Origin of the sequence: Leeuwenhoekiella sp. A2 (genome assembly GCF_047946655.1) — a bacterium.
Lineage (GTDB): Bacteria > Bacteroidota > Bacteroidia > Flavobacteriales > Flavobacteriaceae > Leeuwenhoekiella.
Map to the genome: position 1 here is coordinate 2,316,246 of NZ_CP172311.1, position 14,237 is coordinate 2,330,482.

Genomic DNA, 14,237 nt, shown 5'->3' on the forward strand with positions numbered 1-14,237 from the left:
AAACCGCTTCAGTTTAATTGAAGCGGTTTTTGCTTTTATACTATTTCGCTTTAAGCGAAAGTGATATTACATCATGCCTGGCATACCGCCGCCCATTCCGCCATGAGAATGACCGCCACCTGCATTGTCTTCAGGTATGTCTGTTAATGAACACTCTGTTGTAAGGATCATACCAGAAACAGAAGCTGCATTTTCAAGAGCGATACGAGTAACTTTCTTAGGGTCAATAATACCAGCTTCTAGCATATCTACATACGTATCTGTTTTAGCATCATAACCGTAGTTTTTGTTACCGTCGATCACTTTTGCGATCACAACAGAACCTTCACCACCTGCGTTTGCTACAATAGTACGTAATGGAGCTTCAATAGCTTTATTTACTATTTGTACACCTGTACTCTCATCTGCACTGTCTGTAGAAAGATTTTCTAGTACTTTTTTAGCGCGAACTAAAGCTACACCACCACCGGCAACAATACCTTCTTCTACAGCTGCACGAGTTGCATGAAGTGCATCATCTACACGGTCTTTTTTCTCTTTCATCTCAACTTCAGAAGCAGCACCTACATAAAGTACAGCTACACCACCTGCTAATTTAGCAAGACGTTCCTGAAGTTTTTCACGATCGTAGTCACTTGTTGTGCTTTCGATCTGAGCTTTAATTTGACCTACACGAGCTTTGATGTTTTCTTTTTCACCAGCACCGTTTACAATAGTTGTGTTGTCTTTATCAATAGTTACAGTTTCTGCTGTACCTAACATATCAACTGTTGCGTTCTCAAGTGTAAAGCCACGCTCTTCACTTATTACTGTACCACCAGTTAAAATAGCGATATCCTCAAGCATTGCTTTACGACGATCACCAAAACCTGGAGCTTTTACAGCTGCGATCTTAAGAGCACCTCTTAATTTATTTACAACAAGAGTTGCAAGAGCCTCGCCATCTACGTCTTCTGCGATGATCAATAAAGGCTTACCAGATTGAGCAACCGGCTCAAGTACAGGTAGCAAATCTTTCATAGAAGAGATCTTTTTATCATATAACAAGATGTAAGGGCTCTCTAATTCAGATTGCATTTTCTCACTGTCTGTAACAAAGTAAGGAGAAAGGTAACCGCGGTCAAACTGCATACCTTCTACTACATCAACATAAGTCTCTGTACCTTTTGCTTCTTCTACAGTGATAACACCTTCTTTACCTACTTTACCAAATGCTTCAGCGATAAGTTCACCTATTACATCATCATTGTTAGCAGATATAGAAGCTACTTGCTTAATTTTTTCAGAAGAGTTTCCTACTTCCTGAGTTTGTTCCTGAAGATCTTTGGTAATAGCTTCTACAGCTTTATCAATACCTCTTTTAAGATCCATTGGGTTTGCGCCTGCAGCCACATTCTTAAGACCTTCTTTTACGATAGCCTGAGCAAGAACAGTTGCAGTTGTAGTACCGTCACCGGCAAGATCATTGGTTTTAGAAGCAACTTCTTTTACCATTTGAGCTCCCATGTTTTCTAAAGGATCCTCAAGTTCTATTTCTTTTGCTACTGTAACACCATCTTTAGTTACCTGTGGTGCGCCAAATGATTTGCTAATAATAACGTTACGACCTTTAGGACCTAATGTTACTTTTACTGCATTTGCAAGAGCATCTACACCGCGCTTAATACCGTCGCGAGCTTCAATGTCAAATTTTATATTTTTTGCCATTTTTCAAAGTTTTAGTCTTTTCTCCTAATGAAGAAAAGAGTTTTGTTTACAATTAATTTGATTGGATTAATTTAATCTAGAAGTAATAAAGCGTGTTCTGGGCTTAGATGATAGCCAGAATATCGTCTTCACGCATCATTAGGTAATCAGAACCGTCTAGTTTTAACTCTGTTCCAGAATATTTACCATATAAAACAGTGTCGCCCACTTTTACGGTCATTTCATAATCTTTTTTCCCACTTCCTACAGCAACTACTTTACCTTTTTGAGGTTTTTCTTTAGCAGTATCAGGAATATAGATACCTGAAGCTGTTTTAGTTTCAGCGGCCATTGGCTCTACTAAAACACGATCTGAAAGAGGTTTAATGTTTACTCCCATTGTAATATGATTTTTTTGTTGAACAAATTTCTATAATGTATGATGCAAATAGGCAGAAATTGTGCCACTGACTTATGGCTGACAAAAAGGCAAAAAAAAGACCGCAAATTTGCGGTCTTCTTAATTTATCTTTTATAAACTGTCATTTTAGTTCTCTGTGCTGTCTGGTACAGTTGCAGGAGTAGTAGCCGCCGGCGTGTTTTGTACAGGAACAATGTTCTCTACATCCTCACCATTAATTACTTTAGACTCTGCAGATGCGCCACCACCAAAGATAGTCACATTTGAGATTAGAATAAGCACTAGAAGTATAGTAGCCAGAGCCCAGGTACTTTTATCTAAAAAGTCTGTTGTCTTTTTTACACCACCTACTTGTTGAGTGCCACCACCACCAAAAGAAGAAGATAAACCGCCACCTTTTGGGTTTTGAACCATGATCACTACTACCAGCAAAAATGCTACGATGATGATAAGTCCTAAGAATACTAAAAACATAATTATGTATTTTTATTGTCCTGCAATTTTTCTATTGCCCGAATTCGGTCTGCAAAGAAACCACTTTTTTCCGGATATTTCAAACTTAAAATTCTATAAGCTTGCTTGGCTTTATTGAAGTTCTTCTGCTCAACATACACGCGGGCTAACGTCTCTGTCATAAGTGCTTCGTCTGGCACATTTACCTCTTCAATAACGTTTCTTTTTACCGTTTCATCAACAGGTTTAACCTTAATTTTTGGGTTGTTTGCTATAAAACGATCTATTATCCTGAGTTTGCGTTTGCGCTCAAGATCTTCCTCGGTTTCCTCTTCATTTTCTATTGTTTCAGCAGTATCTTCAGTTTCTTGAGAACGGTCTATGGGTTTATGCGTAGTTATCTGAAGCCATTCGGCGAAAGAATGCGTTTCTTTTTGACCAAAGTCTAAAGGCACGCCGATTTCTAATAATTTTTCAGGTTCTAAAAAATCGCTCTTTTCAGGTTGATTATCGGCCTTAGGGATGAAAAAATCGGGGTCGAGAACCTGATTTGCTTTGCCTAATTCTTCGGTTTCTACCTGTTCAGACACATCTTTAGCTTCATTAACCACTATATTATAAAGACTTTCTTCTTGCTCTTTAATGGTTTTGCTTATCGCATTTTGTGTAAAAACGGGAGAAGTAATAAAGTCAAAAAGAATACTGCGATCTGTAGTTAAAGCAGCTGTGCGTTTTAGTTCTTTGTTATAATTAAAACTTTCCTGATTTTTAAGACCTTTTAAAAAAACCGCTCTTGCAGGCTGAAAAAACGGAAATTCAGCCACAATTTCAGCCAGCTCACTTGTCTGGGCAACTGTAAGTTGCTCAGGATTTTCTAAGATTGCAAGTAAAGCTGAAGTATTCATAATTACCAGTTAGCCAGCGATTCATTAAAGATATCCTGGGTGATGCGTTCAAAGATCTCATCAACAGCACTGTCTAGAGCGCTTCCTATTAATTGTTGTGTGCCGGGACGGTCAACGTAAAAAGAAAAACGCTGCTCAAAGTCATCTGTGCCATCTTCTTTTTTTGTATTTATATAGCGCACATTAACAGTAATTGTTAAGCGGTTTTGTGCTGCAATATTGTCTGAAGTAGCTGTTTGTGGCGCGATGTAATAATCTACGATCTCGCCTTCGTAAATTAGATCACCGCCATTAGGGGTAAGGCTTAAACTTGTCTGGTTCTGAATAAGATCCTGTAAAGCAAATGTGAATTTACGGTCTAATCCCGGTTCTACCAAAGCCGCATTATTCTGAAAGAAATTAACCTGAAAAGTTTCTGTTCCCGGTTCTATTGATACACCACTAAATGAATAAAAACCACAGCTGTTAAAAACAAGAGTGATAAGAAGTAGACCGGTAATTTTAAATTTCTTCTGCATATATTTTTTAATGCGTTTTGCTGAAAAGAGTAGATTATTAAAGATCGTATTGTTTGATCTTTCTGTAAAGTGTACGCTCACTTATACCTAGCTCCTGTGCTGCTACTTTACGTTTGCCACTGTGGCGTTCTAGTGATTTTTTGATGAGTTCAAGCTCCTTTTCCTGTATAGAAAGCGTTTCTTCTTCTTCTACATCTTCTGCGAAACTATACTTGTCTGATGGATTATCAAAACCGTTTGCTTCTTGTGGTATCTGCAATACTTCTGTAATATCTTCTGCGCTTTCATAAGCATCTGTCTCCTGATCGTCGCTGTAGATCTTTTTGATCAAAGATTTATTCTCTTCCTGTACTGTCGCATTGTTACCTTTTTCCATCAGCTCGAGAGTGAGCTTTTTTAGGTCGTTCAGGTCGCTTTTCATATCAAAAAGCACTTTGTAAAGTATTTCTCGCTCACTGCTAAAGTCACTGTCTGCATTTTTCTGCTTAACCACAGCGGGAAGATTGCTACCCATGTCTGGAAGATATGCTCTAAGCTTCTCAAGAGTTATGCTTCTGTTTTGTTCTAAAACTGAAATTTGCTCTGCAATATTGCGCAACTGTCTTATGTTTCCGCTCCAGCGATATTTTAAAAGTAGCTGTATCGCGTCTTCTTCCAGCCTGATTGTGGGCATTTTGTACTTATTTGCAAAGTCTGATGCAAATTTTCTAAAGAGCAGGTGAATGTCATTTTTACGCTCACGCAAGGGTGGTAAATTAATCTCTACAGTACTTAATCTGTAATAAAGATCTTCTCTAAATTTTTCATTTTTAATAGCTTCAAACATATTTACGTTTGTAGCTGCTACGATGCGTACATCTGTTTTTTGCGTCTTAGATGAACCTACTTTTAAAAATTCGCCATTTTCAAGAACGCGCAATAATCTTACCTGCGTGGGGAGAGGAAGTTCGCCTACTTCATCCAGAAAAATAGTCCCGCCATCTGCTTCTTCAAAATATCCGCTACGTGTTGAGGTTGCTCCTGTAAAGGCGCCTTTCTCATGGCCAAAAAGTTCACTATCTATGGTTCCTTCTGGTATTGCACCGCAGTTTACAGCGATGTACTTGTTATGTTTTCTATGCGAAAGTGAGTGTATGATGCGAGGGATACTTTCTTTACCCACACCGCTTTCTCCGGTAACAAGCACAGAGATATCTGTAGGCGCTACCTGTATTGCCTTCTCTACAGACCTGTTAAGTTTAGGATCATCTCCTATTATTCCGAAACGTTGTTTAGTCGCGTGTACTGATTCCATACTTATACGGTTAGTTGTTTTCAGAATAGTCTACTGCTTCCCCAATAAGAGTAGTGGTAGTGCAGTCGTTTATTTTAACCATTACAAAATCACCTACTTTGTAATTCTCTTTAGGAAAAACAGCCACTGTGTTTTGAGAATTTCTTCCGCTCCAGTGGGCATCACTTTTCTTAGATGATTTTTCGATTAATATCTCTATCGTTTTACCTACTTGTTTTGCTGTGTTGTAATGAGAATATTTTTGTTGTATCTCGATTATTTCGGCCAGGCGACGTTTTTTAACCGGTTCTGGTACGTCATCTTCAAGTTTACGCGCTGCCAGTGTTCCCGGTCTTTCGCTATAAGCGAACATAAAACCAAAATCATATTTTACATATTCCATCAGGCTTATTGTATCCTGATGATCTTCTTCTGTCTCTGTAGGGAAACCAGTGATCATATCCTGAGATATGGCACAGTCTGGCATGATCTCGCGAATGTTATCAATAAGTTGAAAATATTCTTCTCGCGTATGTAAACGGTTCATGGCTTTTAAAATACGATCGCTTCCGCTTTGTACGGGAAGATGAATGTATTTACAGATATTAGGATATTTTGCCATGGTGTGTATCACGTCAAGCGTCATATCCTGCGGATTTGAAGTTGAGAAACGTACACGCATTTTAGGCTGGGCCTGTGCAACCAGTTCTAGCAGGTTTGAGAAACTAACTGCTGTGGCTTTTTGCATTTCGCCGGCTTTTTCAAAATCTTTTTTAAGTCCGCCACCGTACCACAAGTAACTATCTACATTTTGACCAAGTAACGTGACTTCTTTAAAGCCTTTTGCCGCCAGATCATTAACTTCTTCTATAATGCTCTGTGGGTCGCGGCTACGTTCACGGCCTCTGGTAAATGGCACTACACAGAAAGTGCACATATTATCGCAACCGCGTGTAATACTTACAAAAGCAGTTACACCGTTGCTTTGTAAACGTACGGGAGAAACGTCACCGTAAGTCTCTTCTTTAGATAAAATAACATTTACAGCATTGCGACCTTCTTCAACCTCGCTGATAAGATTAGGTAAATCTTTGTATGCATCTGGACCTACGACCAGGTCAACAATTTTTTCTTCTTCCAGAAATTGACTTTTAAGACGCTCTGCCATACAGCCCAGCACGCCTACTTTCATTCCCGGATTTATCTTTTTAACTGCATTATATTTCTCAAGGCGCTTACGCACAGTTTGTTCTGCCTTTTCTCTAATAGAACATGTATTGACCAGAACAAGATCTGCATCTTCTAAATTACGGGTGGTATTATATCCTTCTTTAGCGAGAATTGAGGCAACGATCTCACTATCGCTAAAGTTCATCTGGCAGCCGTAACTCTCTATAAATAGTTTTTTAGAATTTGTTGTAGGGCCATCAAGCACTAATGCTTGTCCTTGTATATTTTCATCTATTATCTTCTCCATAAGAATTCCTGCTTCCTAAATAAGTGTGCAAAGATACAACGAATGAAGCTTGTGACAAACTGTCATTAAAAACAAATGTGTAATTAATTGCTGTGGCAAATTTTTATAAACTTGTTAATATGATGCATATTACGCAACCATTTAAGTGATTTTTCATCTATCTAGAAAACTAACCATTTTTATTATGAAAAAAGTACTACTTCTTTTAATATCGCTAACCCTTATAAATTGTCAATCTGATGACGAGAGCGGTTATGAAACCGTAAGGATTGCTGTGCCGGTGATAATGTCTAAAGCAGATCTGCATGCGCAGATGATAAAATCTGTTGAAGAGCCAATGCCTCTGGCAAGCACCGGTAAATTTTATTTCTACAACGATTACATATTTGTTAATGATCTACATAAAGGTATACATGTAATAGACAACAGCAATCCTGCATCTCCTGCTAAAGTTGCATTTTTAGATATACCGGGCAATATCGATATTGAGGCTAAAAATGATATACTTTATGCCGATTCTTATAGTGATTTGGTGACTTTTGATATTTCTAATATGGATGATATTAAATACAACGGGGTTCTTGAAAATGCATTACAAGGCAGTTACTACCCATATCCCGAAGTAAGTGAGCCTGTGGCAGATTTTGATCTTTCTAACTTTAATTATCAGGAGGATGTGATTGTAGACTGGGAGTATACCACTGTGCGTCGTAAAATTTCACCTGTGTTATATTATGAGGATGTTGCGAGCAGTAGTGAAAGCTTTAGTAATGCAGATGGCGTAGGCGGTTCTTTTGCGCGTTTTAAAATAATAGGTGATTATCTGTATGTTTTAGATGCAGGCTCAATAAATATTTTTAGTCTACAGAATGCAGATCTTGAAAAACTAAATGAGGTTTATGCAGACTGGAGTATAGAAACGATATTCAGTCAGGGTGATTACTTATATATAGGAGGAACACGCGGTATGCTCATTTATAATATTTCAGAACCTCAAAACCCGGAGTATGTTTCAGAAATATCTCATATAACGGGTTGCGATCCTGTAGTGGTAGATGGCGATTATGCCTATCTTACTTTGAGAGGCGGGAACGCTTGTGGTCAGGATATGAGTTTGCTTGAAGTTATAGATGTTTCAGATAAAACTAATCCTCAAGTCGTAGGTGATTATGATATGCAGGAGCCTTATGGGTTGGGCGTACATAATAACAGATTGTATGTAAGTGACGGTGCTCAGGGTTTAAAAATATTTGATAAGACTAATCCTTTAAGTCTTGAAATGCTGAGTGTAGATGAGTCGGTCAACATTTATGACGTCATTCCTTTACAAGATAATTTATTGATGATTGGTGGTGGGGTTTTGTATCAATACAGTTATGGTGAAGATGACCTAAGCTTAATAAGCGCCTTTACATTAATGTAGAGATTAGCTTATTTTATACCACAAAAAGTCGCTCTCAAAGTGGCTTTTTTAATTTGGTATAGCGGTCTGCTCAAAACAATAATATTTTTTGATATACTTTTGCATTTCTAAATACTGCAGGTTTATTATCAAATTGAGGCTGTGGTGACGAATCAAAAGACATAAAATGGCAAAAAATTTAGTTATTGTTGAGTCTCCTGCAAAGGCCAAAACCATAGAGAAGTTTCTCGGAAAAGATTTTAAGGTTGAAAGTAGTTTTGGGCATATTGCAGATTTACCTACTAAAGAATTAGGGGTAGATGTAGATGGAGACTTTACACCCAAATATATCGTCTCAAAAGATAAAAAAAGCGTAGTCAAAAAACTGAAGGATCTTGCAAAGAAAGCTGAAATGGTCTGGCTCGCAAGTGATGAGGATCGTGAGGGTGAGGCCATTGCGTGGCACCTTGCAGAAGAGTTACATCTTGATAAGGCTAAGACAAAACGTATCGTTTTTTCTGAGATTACTAAGAAAGCCATTCTGCGTGCAATTGAGAATCCCAGAAGTATAGATTACAACTTAGTAAATGCGCAACAAGCTAGACGTGTACTTGATCGTCTTGTGGGTTATGAAATATCACCTGTGTTATGGCGCAAGGTTAAAGGCGGCCTTTCAGCAGGCCGTGTGCAATCTGTTTCTGTGAGACTTATCGTAGAGCGCGAGCGTGAGATACAAGGTTTTACTTCACAGGATTATTTTCGTGTAGACGCAGAATTTGCAAATGAAGACGGGAAAACGCTTAAAGCGAAACTTCCTAAAAACCTGGATACTAAAAAAGAAGCTGAAGAGTTTTTGCAGGCCAATGCTAACGCTACTTTTAAAGTAGATGCTTTAACAACAAAACCGGCAAAAAAATCTCCTGCACCTCCTTTTACAACTTCCACACTGCAACAGGAAGCGTCAAGAAAACTATATTTTTCAGTTAGTAAGACCATGACATTGGCTCAGCGTTTATATGAAGCCGGGCTTATAACATACATGAGAACAGACAGTGTAAATCTTTCTCAGGATGCAAAAGAAGCTGCTTCTAATGAGATAGTTTCTGCTTACGGTTCTAAATATCATAAGGAGCGTAATTATAAAGGTAAAAGCAAAGGAGCCCAGGAAGCTCACGAAGCGATACGACCTACAGATTTTAGTAAGCACTCAGTAAATATTGATCGCGATCAGGCTCGCCTGTATGAATTGATCTGGAAGCGTGCGATTGCTTCCCAAATGAGCGAGGCACAACTTGAACGTACAAATGTGCAGATAGCATCTTCTAATCACCCAAGTAATTTTACTGCAAATGGTGAGGTTTTGATATTTGATGGTTTTCTAAAAGTTTATTTAGAAGGAACCGATGATGAAGATATGGAAGAAAGCGGAATCCTGCCTCCGTTAAAGCAGGGTGAAACTCTAAATAACAACTGGATAACGGCTACAGAACGTTTTACCAGAGCACCTTATCGTTATACTGAAGCTTCACTGGTGAAAAAGCTGGAAGAGTTAGGTATAGGTAGACCATCTACTTATGCACCTACAATTACTACGATACAGAATAGAAAATACATAGAGAAAGGAAATATAGACGGTACAGAGCGTGAATATGACTTAATCACCCTTAAAAAAGGCTCGATAAAATCGGCTAAAATGACCGAAAAAGTAGGCTCAGACAAGGGAAAATTGGTTCCTACAGATGTAGGTATGGTAGTAAATGACTTTCTGGTAAACCATTTTGAAAATATTCTCGATTACAATTTTACTGCAAAAGTAGAGCAGGACTTTGATGAGATTGCAGAAGGTAATGAGGAGTGGACGAAGATGATGAAAGACTTCTATAAAGACTTTCACCCTCAGGTAAAAGATGTTGCAGAAAATGCAGACCGTGAGGTAGGTGAGCGTATCTTAGGTACAGATCCTAAGACGGGTAAGCCGGTAAGTGTGAGGTTGGGTAAATATGGACCCATGGTACAAATAGGTTCTGTAGAAGATGAAGAAAAGCCACAGTTTGCAGGACTTTCTCCAGATCAACAGCTAGAGACTATTACTTATGAAGAGGCGATGGATCTTTTTAAACTGCCCAGATCTTTAGGTGAATTTGAAGGTGAAGAAGTTGAGGTAAATAATGGCCGTTTTGGACCCTATGTAAAGTTTGGTAAGACATATGTGTCATTGCCAAAAGGTAAAGACCCACTGCAGGTAGAATATGATGAGGCAGTAGAATATATAAAAGAGAAGCAAAAGGCAGACGCTCCTATTTATGAGTATGAAGGATTTCCGGTTCAGAAAGGAGTTGGCCGTTTTGGACCTTTTATAAAATGGAATAGTATTTTTATCAATGTAAATAAAAAATACGATTTTGATAACCTGAGCGATGCTGATATAGTAGAGCTTATAGAAGATAAAAAGCAAAAGGAAAAAGATAAAGTCATTCATGATTTTAAAGATGAAGGCATACGTGTAGAGAAAGCACGCTGGGGGCGTTCTAATATTATTAAAGGGCGTACTAAAATAGAATTGCCTAAGACCGTAGATGCTCAAAAGCTTACGCTGGAAGAAGTGAAAGATATTCTTGAGAAGCAAGGGCCAAAGAAAAAAACAGCGGCAAAAAAGAAGCCGGCGGCAAAAAAGACCGCTACGCGTAAAAAACCTATTGCTAAAAAGAAATAATCTATGCCCTTAGAAAACCTGTTGCCGGTTTCTGATGCTGTTGTAGCTCATGCGCAACTATTTCACAGCCAGAGCCTGGGAAGCGCAATTAAAGTTCATTCATCTAAAGAAGGTATTCCTGATCTGGAAGGAGTGAATCTGGCGATCATTGGTGTGCGAGAGAATAGGGGAGATATTGATCTCTTAGAAGAGCATCTCGATTTTTCGGCAATTAGAAGGGCTTTTTACCAGTTATTTCCGGGTAATTGGCACACTGTAATTGCAGATCTTGGCGATATTGATGCAGGAGAAAGTATAACAGATACGTTTTTCGCCGTAAGGCAAATAGCCGAAAATCTGATCAAAAAAGACATTATTCCTGTTTTTTTAGGAGGTACTCAAGATTTAACACATGCTATTTACAGAGCTTTTGATAATCTTGATCAAATGGTTAATCTGGTAAGTGTAGATAGCCGTTTTGATCTGGGTGACAGTTCGCAGCCTATGACAAATAAGTCTTATGTAGGTAAAGTGATCGTAGACCAGCCTTATAATTTATTCAATTTTTCTAATCTGGGATACCAGACTTATTTTAATAGTCAGGAAGAAATAGACCTGATGGATAAATTATTTTTTGATGCTTATCGTCTGGGCGCTGTGACAAATGATATTAGTATTGTAGAGCCGGTCATGCGCGATGCAGATATTGTTTCTTTTGATCTTGGCGCCGTGCAATCATCATCGCTTGGTTTTATGCATCATTCTAAGCCTAATGGTTTTAACGGTAGAGAAGCCTGTGCTATTTCACGTTATGCGGGGATAAGTGATCGAGTAAGTGTATTTGGAATTTTTGAATATGCATTGACAAAACAGACCGAAGCAGGGGCAGCGCTTATAGCAGAGATCATCTGGTACTTTATAGAAGGAGTGAATTACAGGGCTAATGAGGAGATAGGAGATAGACGCAAAGAGTTTTTGCATTATGCAGTCCCGGTTGAGGATGAGGTGCTTAGTTTTTACAAGAGTAACAAGACAGAGCGCTGGTGGATAGAAATTCCGTTTTTACAAGGTCTTAATAATAAATTAAAAAGGCACACGTTATTACCATGCACATACCAGGATTATCTTAACGCGTGCAATCAGGAAATACCTGAACGCTGGTATAAGGCGAGAAGGAAGAATGAAGTATAATAAATAGAACTAACTGGGATTGAGCGGTTTTTTTAAACTAAAAATTGGTTATTAAAATTTTTATAAATAGGTTTACGCTCTCAAATCTCAATTTAACCTAAAATACCTATGAAGAAGTTTGTTGCATTTATTGCGATGATAAGCTTGTTATTTAGTTGTGGTCGCAATGACCACGGTGAGCTTGTGGGGGCCAAAGGAAAGAAATGGAATCCTGAAAAACCATACGGGATGACGCTTGTTTCAGGTGGCTCTTTTATTATGGGTAAAAGCGACGATGATATCGCATCGGTTAAAAACGCCCCAACTAAAACTGTTACTGTACGCTCGTTCTATATGGATGAGACGGAAATCACCAATTCAGAATATCGTCAATTTGTAGATTGGGTAAAAGATTCTATTGTACGCACCCGTTTAGCAATTTTTGCTGATGAGATGGGGCAGACGCCGGGTGATGGTGGTATAGGAGAGTATGCTTTTCTAGATAACGATCCTGAAGATATGACTCCGTATGAGAAATATATGTATGATAATTACTACAGTTTTTCAGATACTTACGAAGGCAGAAAGTTAAATAAGCGTATCGACCTATTAGATGATCCTCAGGATTATCCTGATGAATATTATGTAGAGGTGATGGATTCTATGTACCTTCCTCTTGAAGAATCGTACAACGGGCAGCGCACTATTGATGTAGATAAACTTGAGTTTAAATACACATATCTTGATATAGAAGCTGCCGCGAAAGCGAAAAAAGGCAAGAGAAGTGACTATCTAATCACTGAAAATGTAAAGATATATCCTGATACTACAGTTTGGATCAAAGATTTTGCCTATTCATACAACGAGCCTATGCATAATGATTATTTCTGGCATAGTGCTTATGATGATTATCCTGTAGTTGGGGTGACCTGGGAGCAGGCAAAAGCATTCTGTGAGTGGCGTACGCTTTATAGAAATGCCTATAAAAAAGAAAGAGGTCAACAATTGGTTAATAGATTTAGATTACCCAGCGAGGCTGAATGGGAATACGCAGCACGTGGCGGTCTGGAAGGAGCTACTTACCCTTGGGGTGGACCTTATGCGAAGAATGACAGAGGATGCTTTCTAGCCAATTTTAAACCTCTGCGGGGGGATTATGCGGCAGATCAGGCACTTTATACAGTAGAGGCAGATTCATATGAACCTAATGATTATGATCTGTACAACATGTCTGGAAACGTTTCAGAATGGGTTGCATCATCTTATGACCCTAATGCCTATGAATACGTTTCTACAATGAACCCTAATGTTAACGACACACAAAATCAGCGTAAAGTTGTGCGTGGTGGGTCGTGGAAAGACGTTGCTTATTTCCTACAAGTAAGTACACGTGATTATGAGTATGCAGATTCTGCAAGAAGCTATATAGGCTTTAGAACTGTACAGGATTACCTTGGTGTGGGCGGAGACGTGAATACCAGAAGATAGTATTGATTCAAAATAATATTTACCCAAATATTTTACTTAACCCTAATTACTTAACTTAATTTTTAAAATGGCACAATCGAAATCTACAAAGAAACTTTTTAACATGGCGTACGGCCTAGGTGCGTCTGTTGTTATTATTGGAGCTTTATTTAAGATCCTACACTGGGAATTAGGCCCTTTAAATGGCGGTGTTTTACTGGCTATTGGTCTAATTACCGAAGCACTTATTTTTGCTATTTCTGCTTTTGAACCTGTTGATGATGAATTAGACTGGTCTTTAGTATATCCAGAATTAGCAGGTGCAGAACCTGCAGTAAGAAAGAATGCAGTTATTGAAGAGACACAATCTGAAGGTATGCTTTCGCAAAAGCTTGATAACCTTTTAAAGGAAGCTCAAATTGATGCAGAATTAATGAACAGCCTTGGCTTAAGCATTAGAAATTTTGAAGGAGCAGCAAAAGCGATTTCACCAACTGCAGAAGCAATGACCTCTACACAAAGATATAGTGAAGAGATGGCTTTAGCAGCAGCTCAAATGGAGTCTTTAAACAGTCTTTATAAAGTTCAGGTTGAGACCGCAGGTCGTCAGGCTGAAATAAACAATGAAGTAGCAACTAACGCTGGTAAATTGAAAGAACAAATGGAAAGTCTAGCGACTAACCTTTCTTCTCTTAATGGTGTATATGGTGGTATGCTTTCTGCAATGAACAGGAAATAATTTTTCAACTTGATATAAATCTATAAAAAATAGA

Annotated in this window: 12 protein-coding genes; 5 read left to right on the forward strand and 7 right to left on the reverse strand. The window is 38.4% G+C overall.

Annotation, left to right across the window (positions count from 1 at the left end; all coding sequences use genetic code 11):
* Positions 1 to 66: 66 nt before the first annotated feature.
* The 7 genes from groL to miaB all read right to left on the reverse strand — a co-directional run bounded on the left by groL (position 67) and on the right by miaB (position 6,733).
* Positions 67 to 1,707: a chaperonin GroEL gene (groL, locus tag ACH3PA_RS10160; RefSeq protein ID WP_416444557.1), complete on the reverse strand. Its 1,641-nt coding sequence runs from the start codon at positions 1,705 to 1,707 to the stop codon at positions 67 to 69.
* A gap of 103 nt (positions 1,708 to 1,810) precedes the next feature.
* Positions 1,811 to 2,086, reverse strand: coding sequence for a co-chaperone GroES (locus ACH3PA_RS10165; RefSeq protein ID WP_416444555.1), 276 nt, complete (start codon positions 2,084 to 2,086; stop codon positions 1,811 to 1,813).
* A 147-nt stretch (positions 2,087 to 2,233) separates the two neighbouring features.
* On the reverse strand, positions 2,234 to 2,581 hold the full coding sequence (gene secG / locus ACH3PA_RS10170) for a preprotein translocase subunit SecG (protein WP_416444553.1): 348 nt from the start codon (positions 2,579 to 2,581) through the stop codon (positions 2,234 to 2,236).
* Positions 2,582 to 2,583: 2 nt separating this feature from the next.
* On the reverse strand, positions 2,584 to 3,465 hold the full coding sequence (locus ACH3PA_RS10175; protein ID WP_416444551.1) for a hypothetical protein: 882 nt from the start codon (positions 3,463 to 3,465) through the stop codon (positions 2,584 to 2,586).
* Positions 3,466 to 3,467: 2 nt separating this feature from the next.
* Positions 3,468 to 3,983, reverse strand: coding sequence for an LptE family protein (locus ACH3PA_RS10180; RefSeq protein ID WP_416444549.1), 516 nt, complete (start codon positions 3,981 to 3,983; stop codon positions 3,468 to 3,470).
* Positions 3,984 to 4,020: 37 nt separating this feature from the next.
* Positions 4,021 to 5,277: a sigma-54 interaction domain-containing protein gene (locus ACH3PA_RS10185; protein WP_416444547.1), complete on the reverse strand. Its 1,257-nt coding sequence runs from the start codon at positions 5,275 to 5,277 to the stop codon at positions 4,021 to 4,023.
* Between the two features lie 10 nt (positions 5,278 to 5,287).
* Entirely contained in the window at positions 5,288 to 6,733 is a 1,446-nt protein-coding gene (gene miaB, locus ACH3PA_RS10190) for a tRNA (N6-isopentenyl adenosine(37)-C2)-methylthiotransferase MiaB (protein ID WP_416444545.1), read from the reverse strand.
* Between the two features lie 184 nt (positions 6,734 to 6,917).
* On the opposite strand from miaB, the gene ACH3PA_RS10195 reads away from it, so the two are divergent.
* From ACH3PA_RS10195 to gldL, 5 genes are all read left to right on the forward strand, one after another.
* The gene (locus tag ACH3PA_RS10195) at positions 6,918 to 8,156 is read left to right on the forward strand and encodes an LVIVD repeat-containing protein (protein ID WP_416444543.1); all 1,239 of its coding nucleotides are present in this window, start codon (positions 6,918 to 6,920) and stop codon (positions 8,154 to 8,156) included.
* 166 nt (positions 8,157 to 8,322) lie between these two features.
* Positions 8,323 to 10,848 (forward strand): type I DNA topoisomerase, encoded by a 2,526-nt coding sequence (gene topA, locus ACH3PA_RS10200; RefSeq protein ID WP_416444541.1) that lies wholly within the window; start codon positions 8,323 to 8,325, stop codon positions 10,846 to 10,848.
* Between the two features lie 3 nt (positions 10,849 to 10,851).
* The gene (locus ACH3PA_RS10205; RefSeq protein ID WP_416444539.1) at positions 10,852 to 12,018 is read left to right on the forward strand and encodes a formimidoylglutamase; all 1,167 of its coding nucleotides are present in this window, start codon (positions 10,852 to 10,854) and stop codon (positions 12,016 to 12,018) included.
* Positions 12,019 to 12,126: 108 nt separating this feature from the next.
* On the forward strand, positions 12,127 to 13,485 hold the full coding sequence (gene gldK, locus ACH3PA_RS10210; RefSeq protein WP_416444537.1) for a gliding motility lipoprotein GldK: 1,359 nt from the start codon (positions 12,127 to 12,129) through the stop codon (positions 13,483 to 13,485).
* Positions 13,486 to 13,552: 67 nt separating this feature from the next.
* Complete coding sequence (gene gldL, locus ACH3PA_RS10215) at positions 13,553 to 14,203, forward strand: gliding motility protein GldL (protein WP_416444535.1); 651 nt, start codon at positions 13,553 to 13,555, stop codon at positions 14,201 to 14,203.
* Positions 14,204 to 14,237 lie beyond the last annotated feature (34 nt).

Coding starts and splice junctions, on each gene's coding strand:
- groL (WP_416444557.1), bottom strand. CDS start 1,707: ATGGCAAAAAATATAAAATTTGACATTGAAGCTCGCGACGGTATTAAG.
- gldK (WP_416444537.1), top strand. CDS start 12,127: ATGAAGAAGTTTGTTGCATTTATTGCGATGATAAGCTTGTTATTTAGT.
- ACH3PA_RS10185 (WP_416444547.1), bottom strand. CDS start 5,277: ATGGAATCAGTACACGCGACTAAACAACGTTTCGGAATAATAGGAGAT.
- ACH3PA_RS10195 (WP_416444543.1), top strand. CDS start 6,918: ATGAAAAAAGTACTACTTCTTTTAATATCGCTAACCCTTATAAATTGT.
- ACH3PA_RS10180 (WP_416444549.1), bottom strand. CDS start 3,983: ATGCAGAAGAAATTTAAAATTACCGGTCTACTTCTTATCACTCTTGTT.
- ACH3PA_RS10205 (WP_416444539.1), top strand. CDS start 10,852: ATGCCCTTAGAAAACCTGTTGCCGGTTTCTGATGCTGTTGTAGCTCAT.
- gldL (WP_416444535.1), top strand. CDS start 13,553: ATGGCACAATCGAAATCTACAAAGAAACTTTTTAACATGGCGTACGGC.
- miaB (WP_416444545.1), bottom strand. CDS start 6,733: ATGGAGAAGATAATAGATGAAAATATACAAGGACAAGCATTAGTGCTT.
- secG (WP_416444553.1), bottom strand. CDS start 2,581: ATGTTTTTAGTATTCTTAGGACTTATCATCATCGTAGCATTTTTGCTG.
- ACH3PA_RS10175 (WP_416444551.1), bottom strand. CDS start 3,465: ATGAATACTTCAGCTTTACTTGCAATCTTAGAAAATCCTGAGCAACTT.
- topA (WP_416444541.1), top strand. CDS start 8,323: ATGGCAAAAAATTTAGTTATTGTTGAGTCTCCTGCAAAGGCCAAAACC.
- ACH3PA_RS10165 (WP_416444555.1), bottom strand. CDS start 2,086: ATGGGAGTAAACATTAAACCTCTTTCAGATCGTGTTTTAGTAGAGCCA.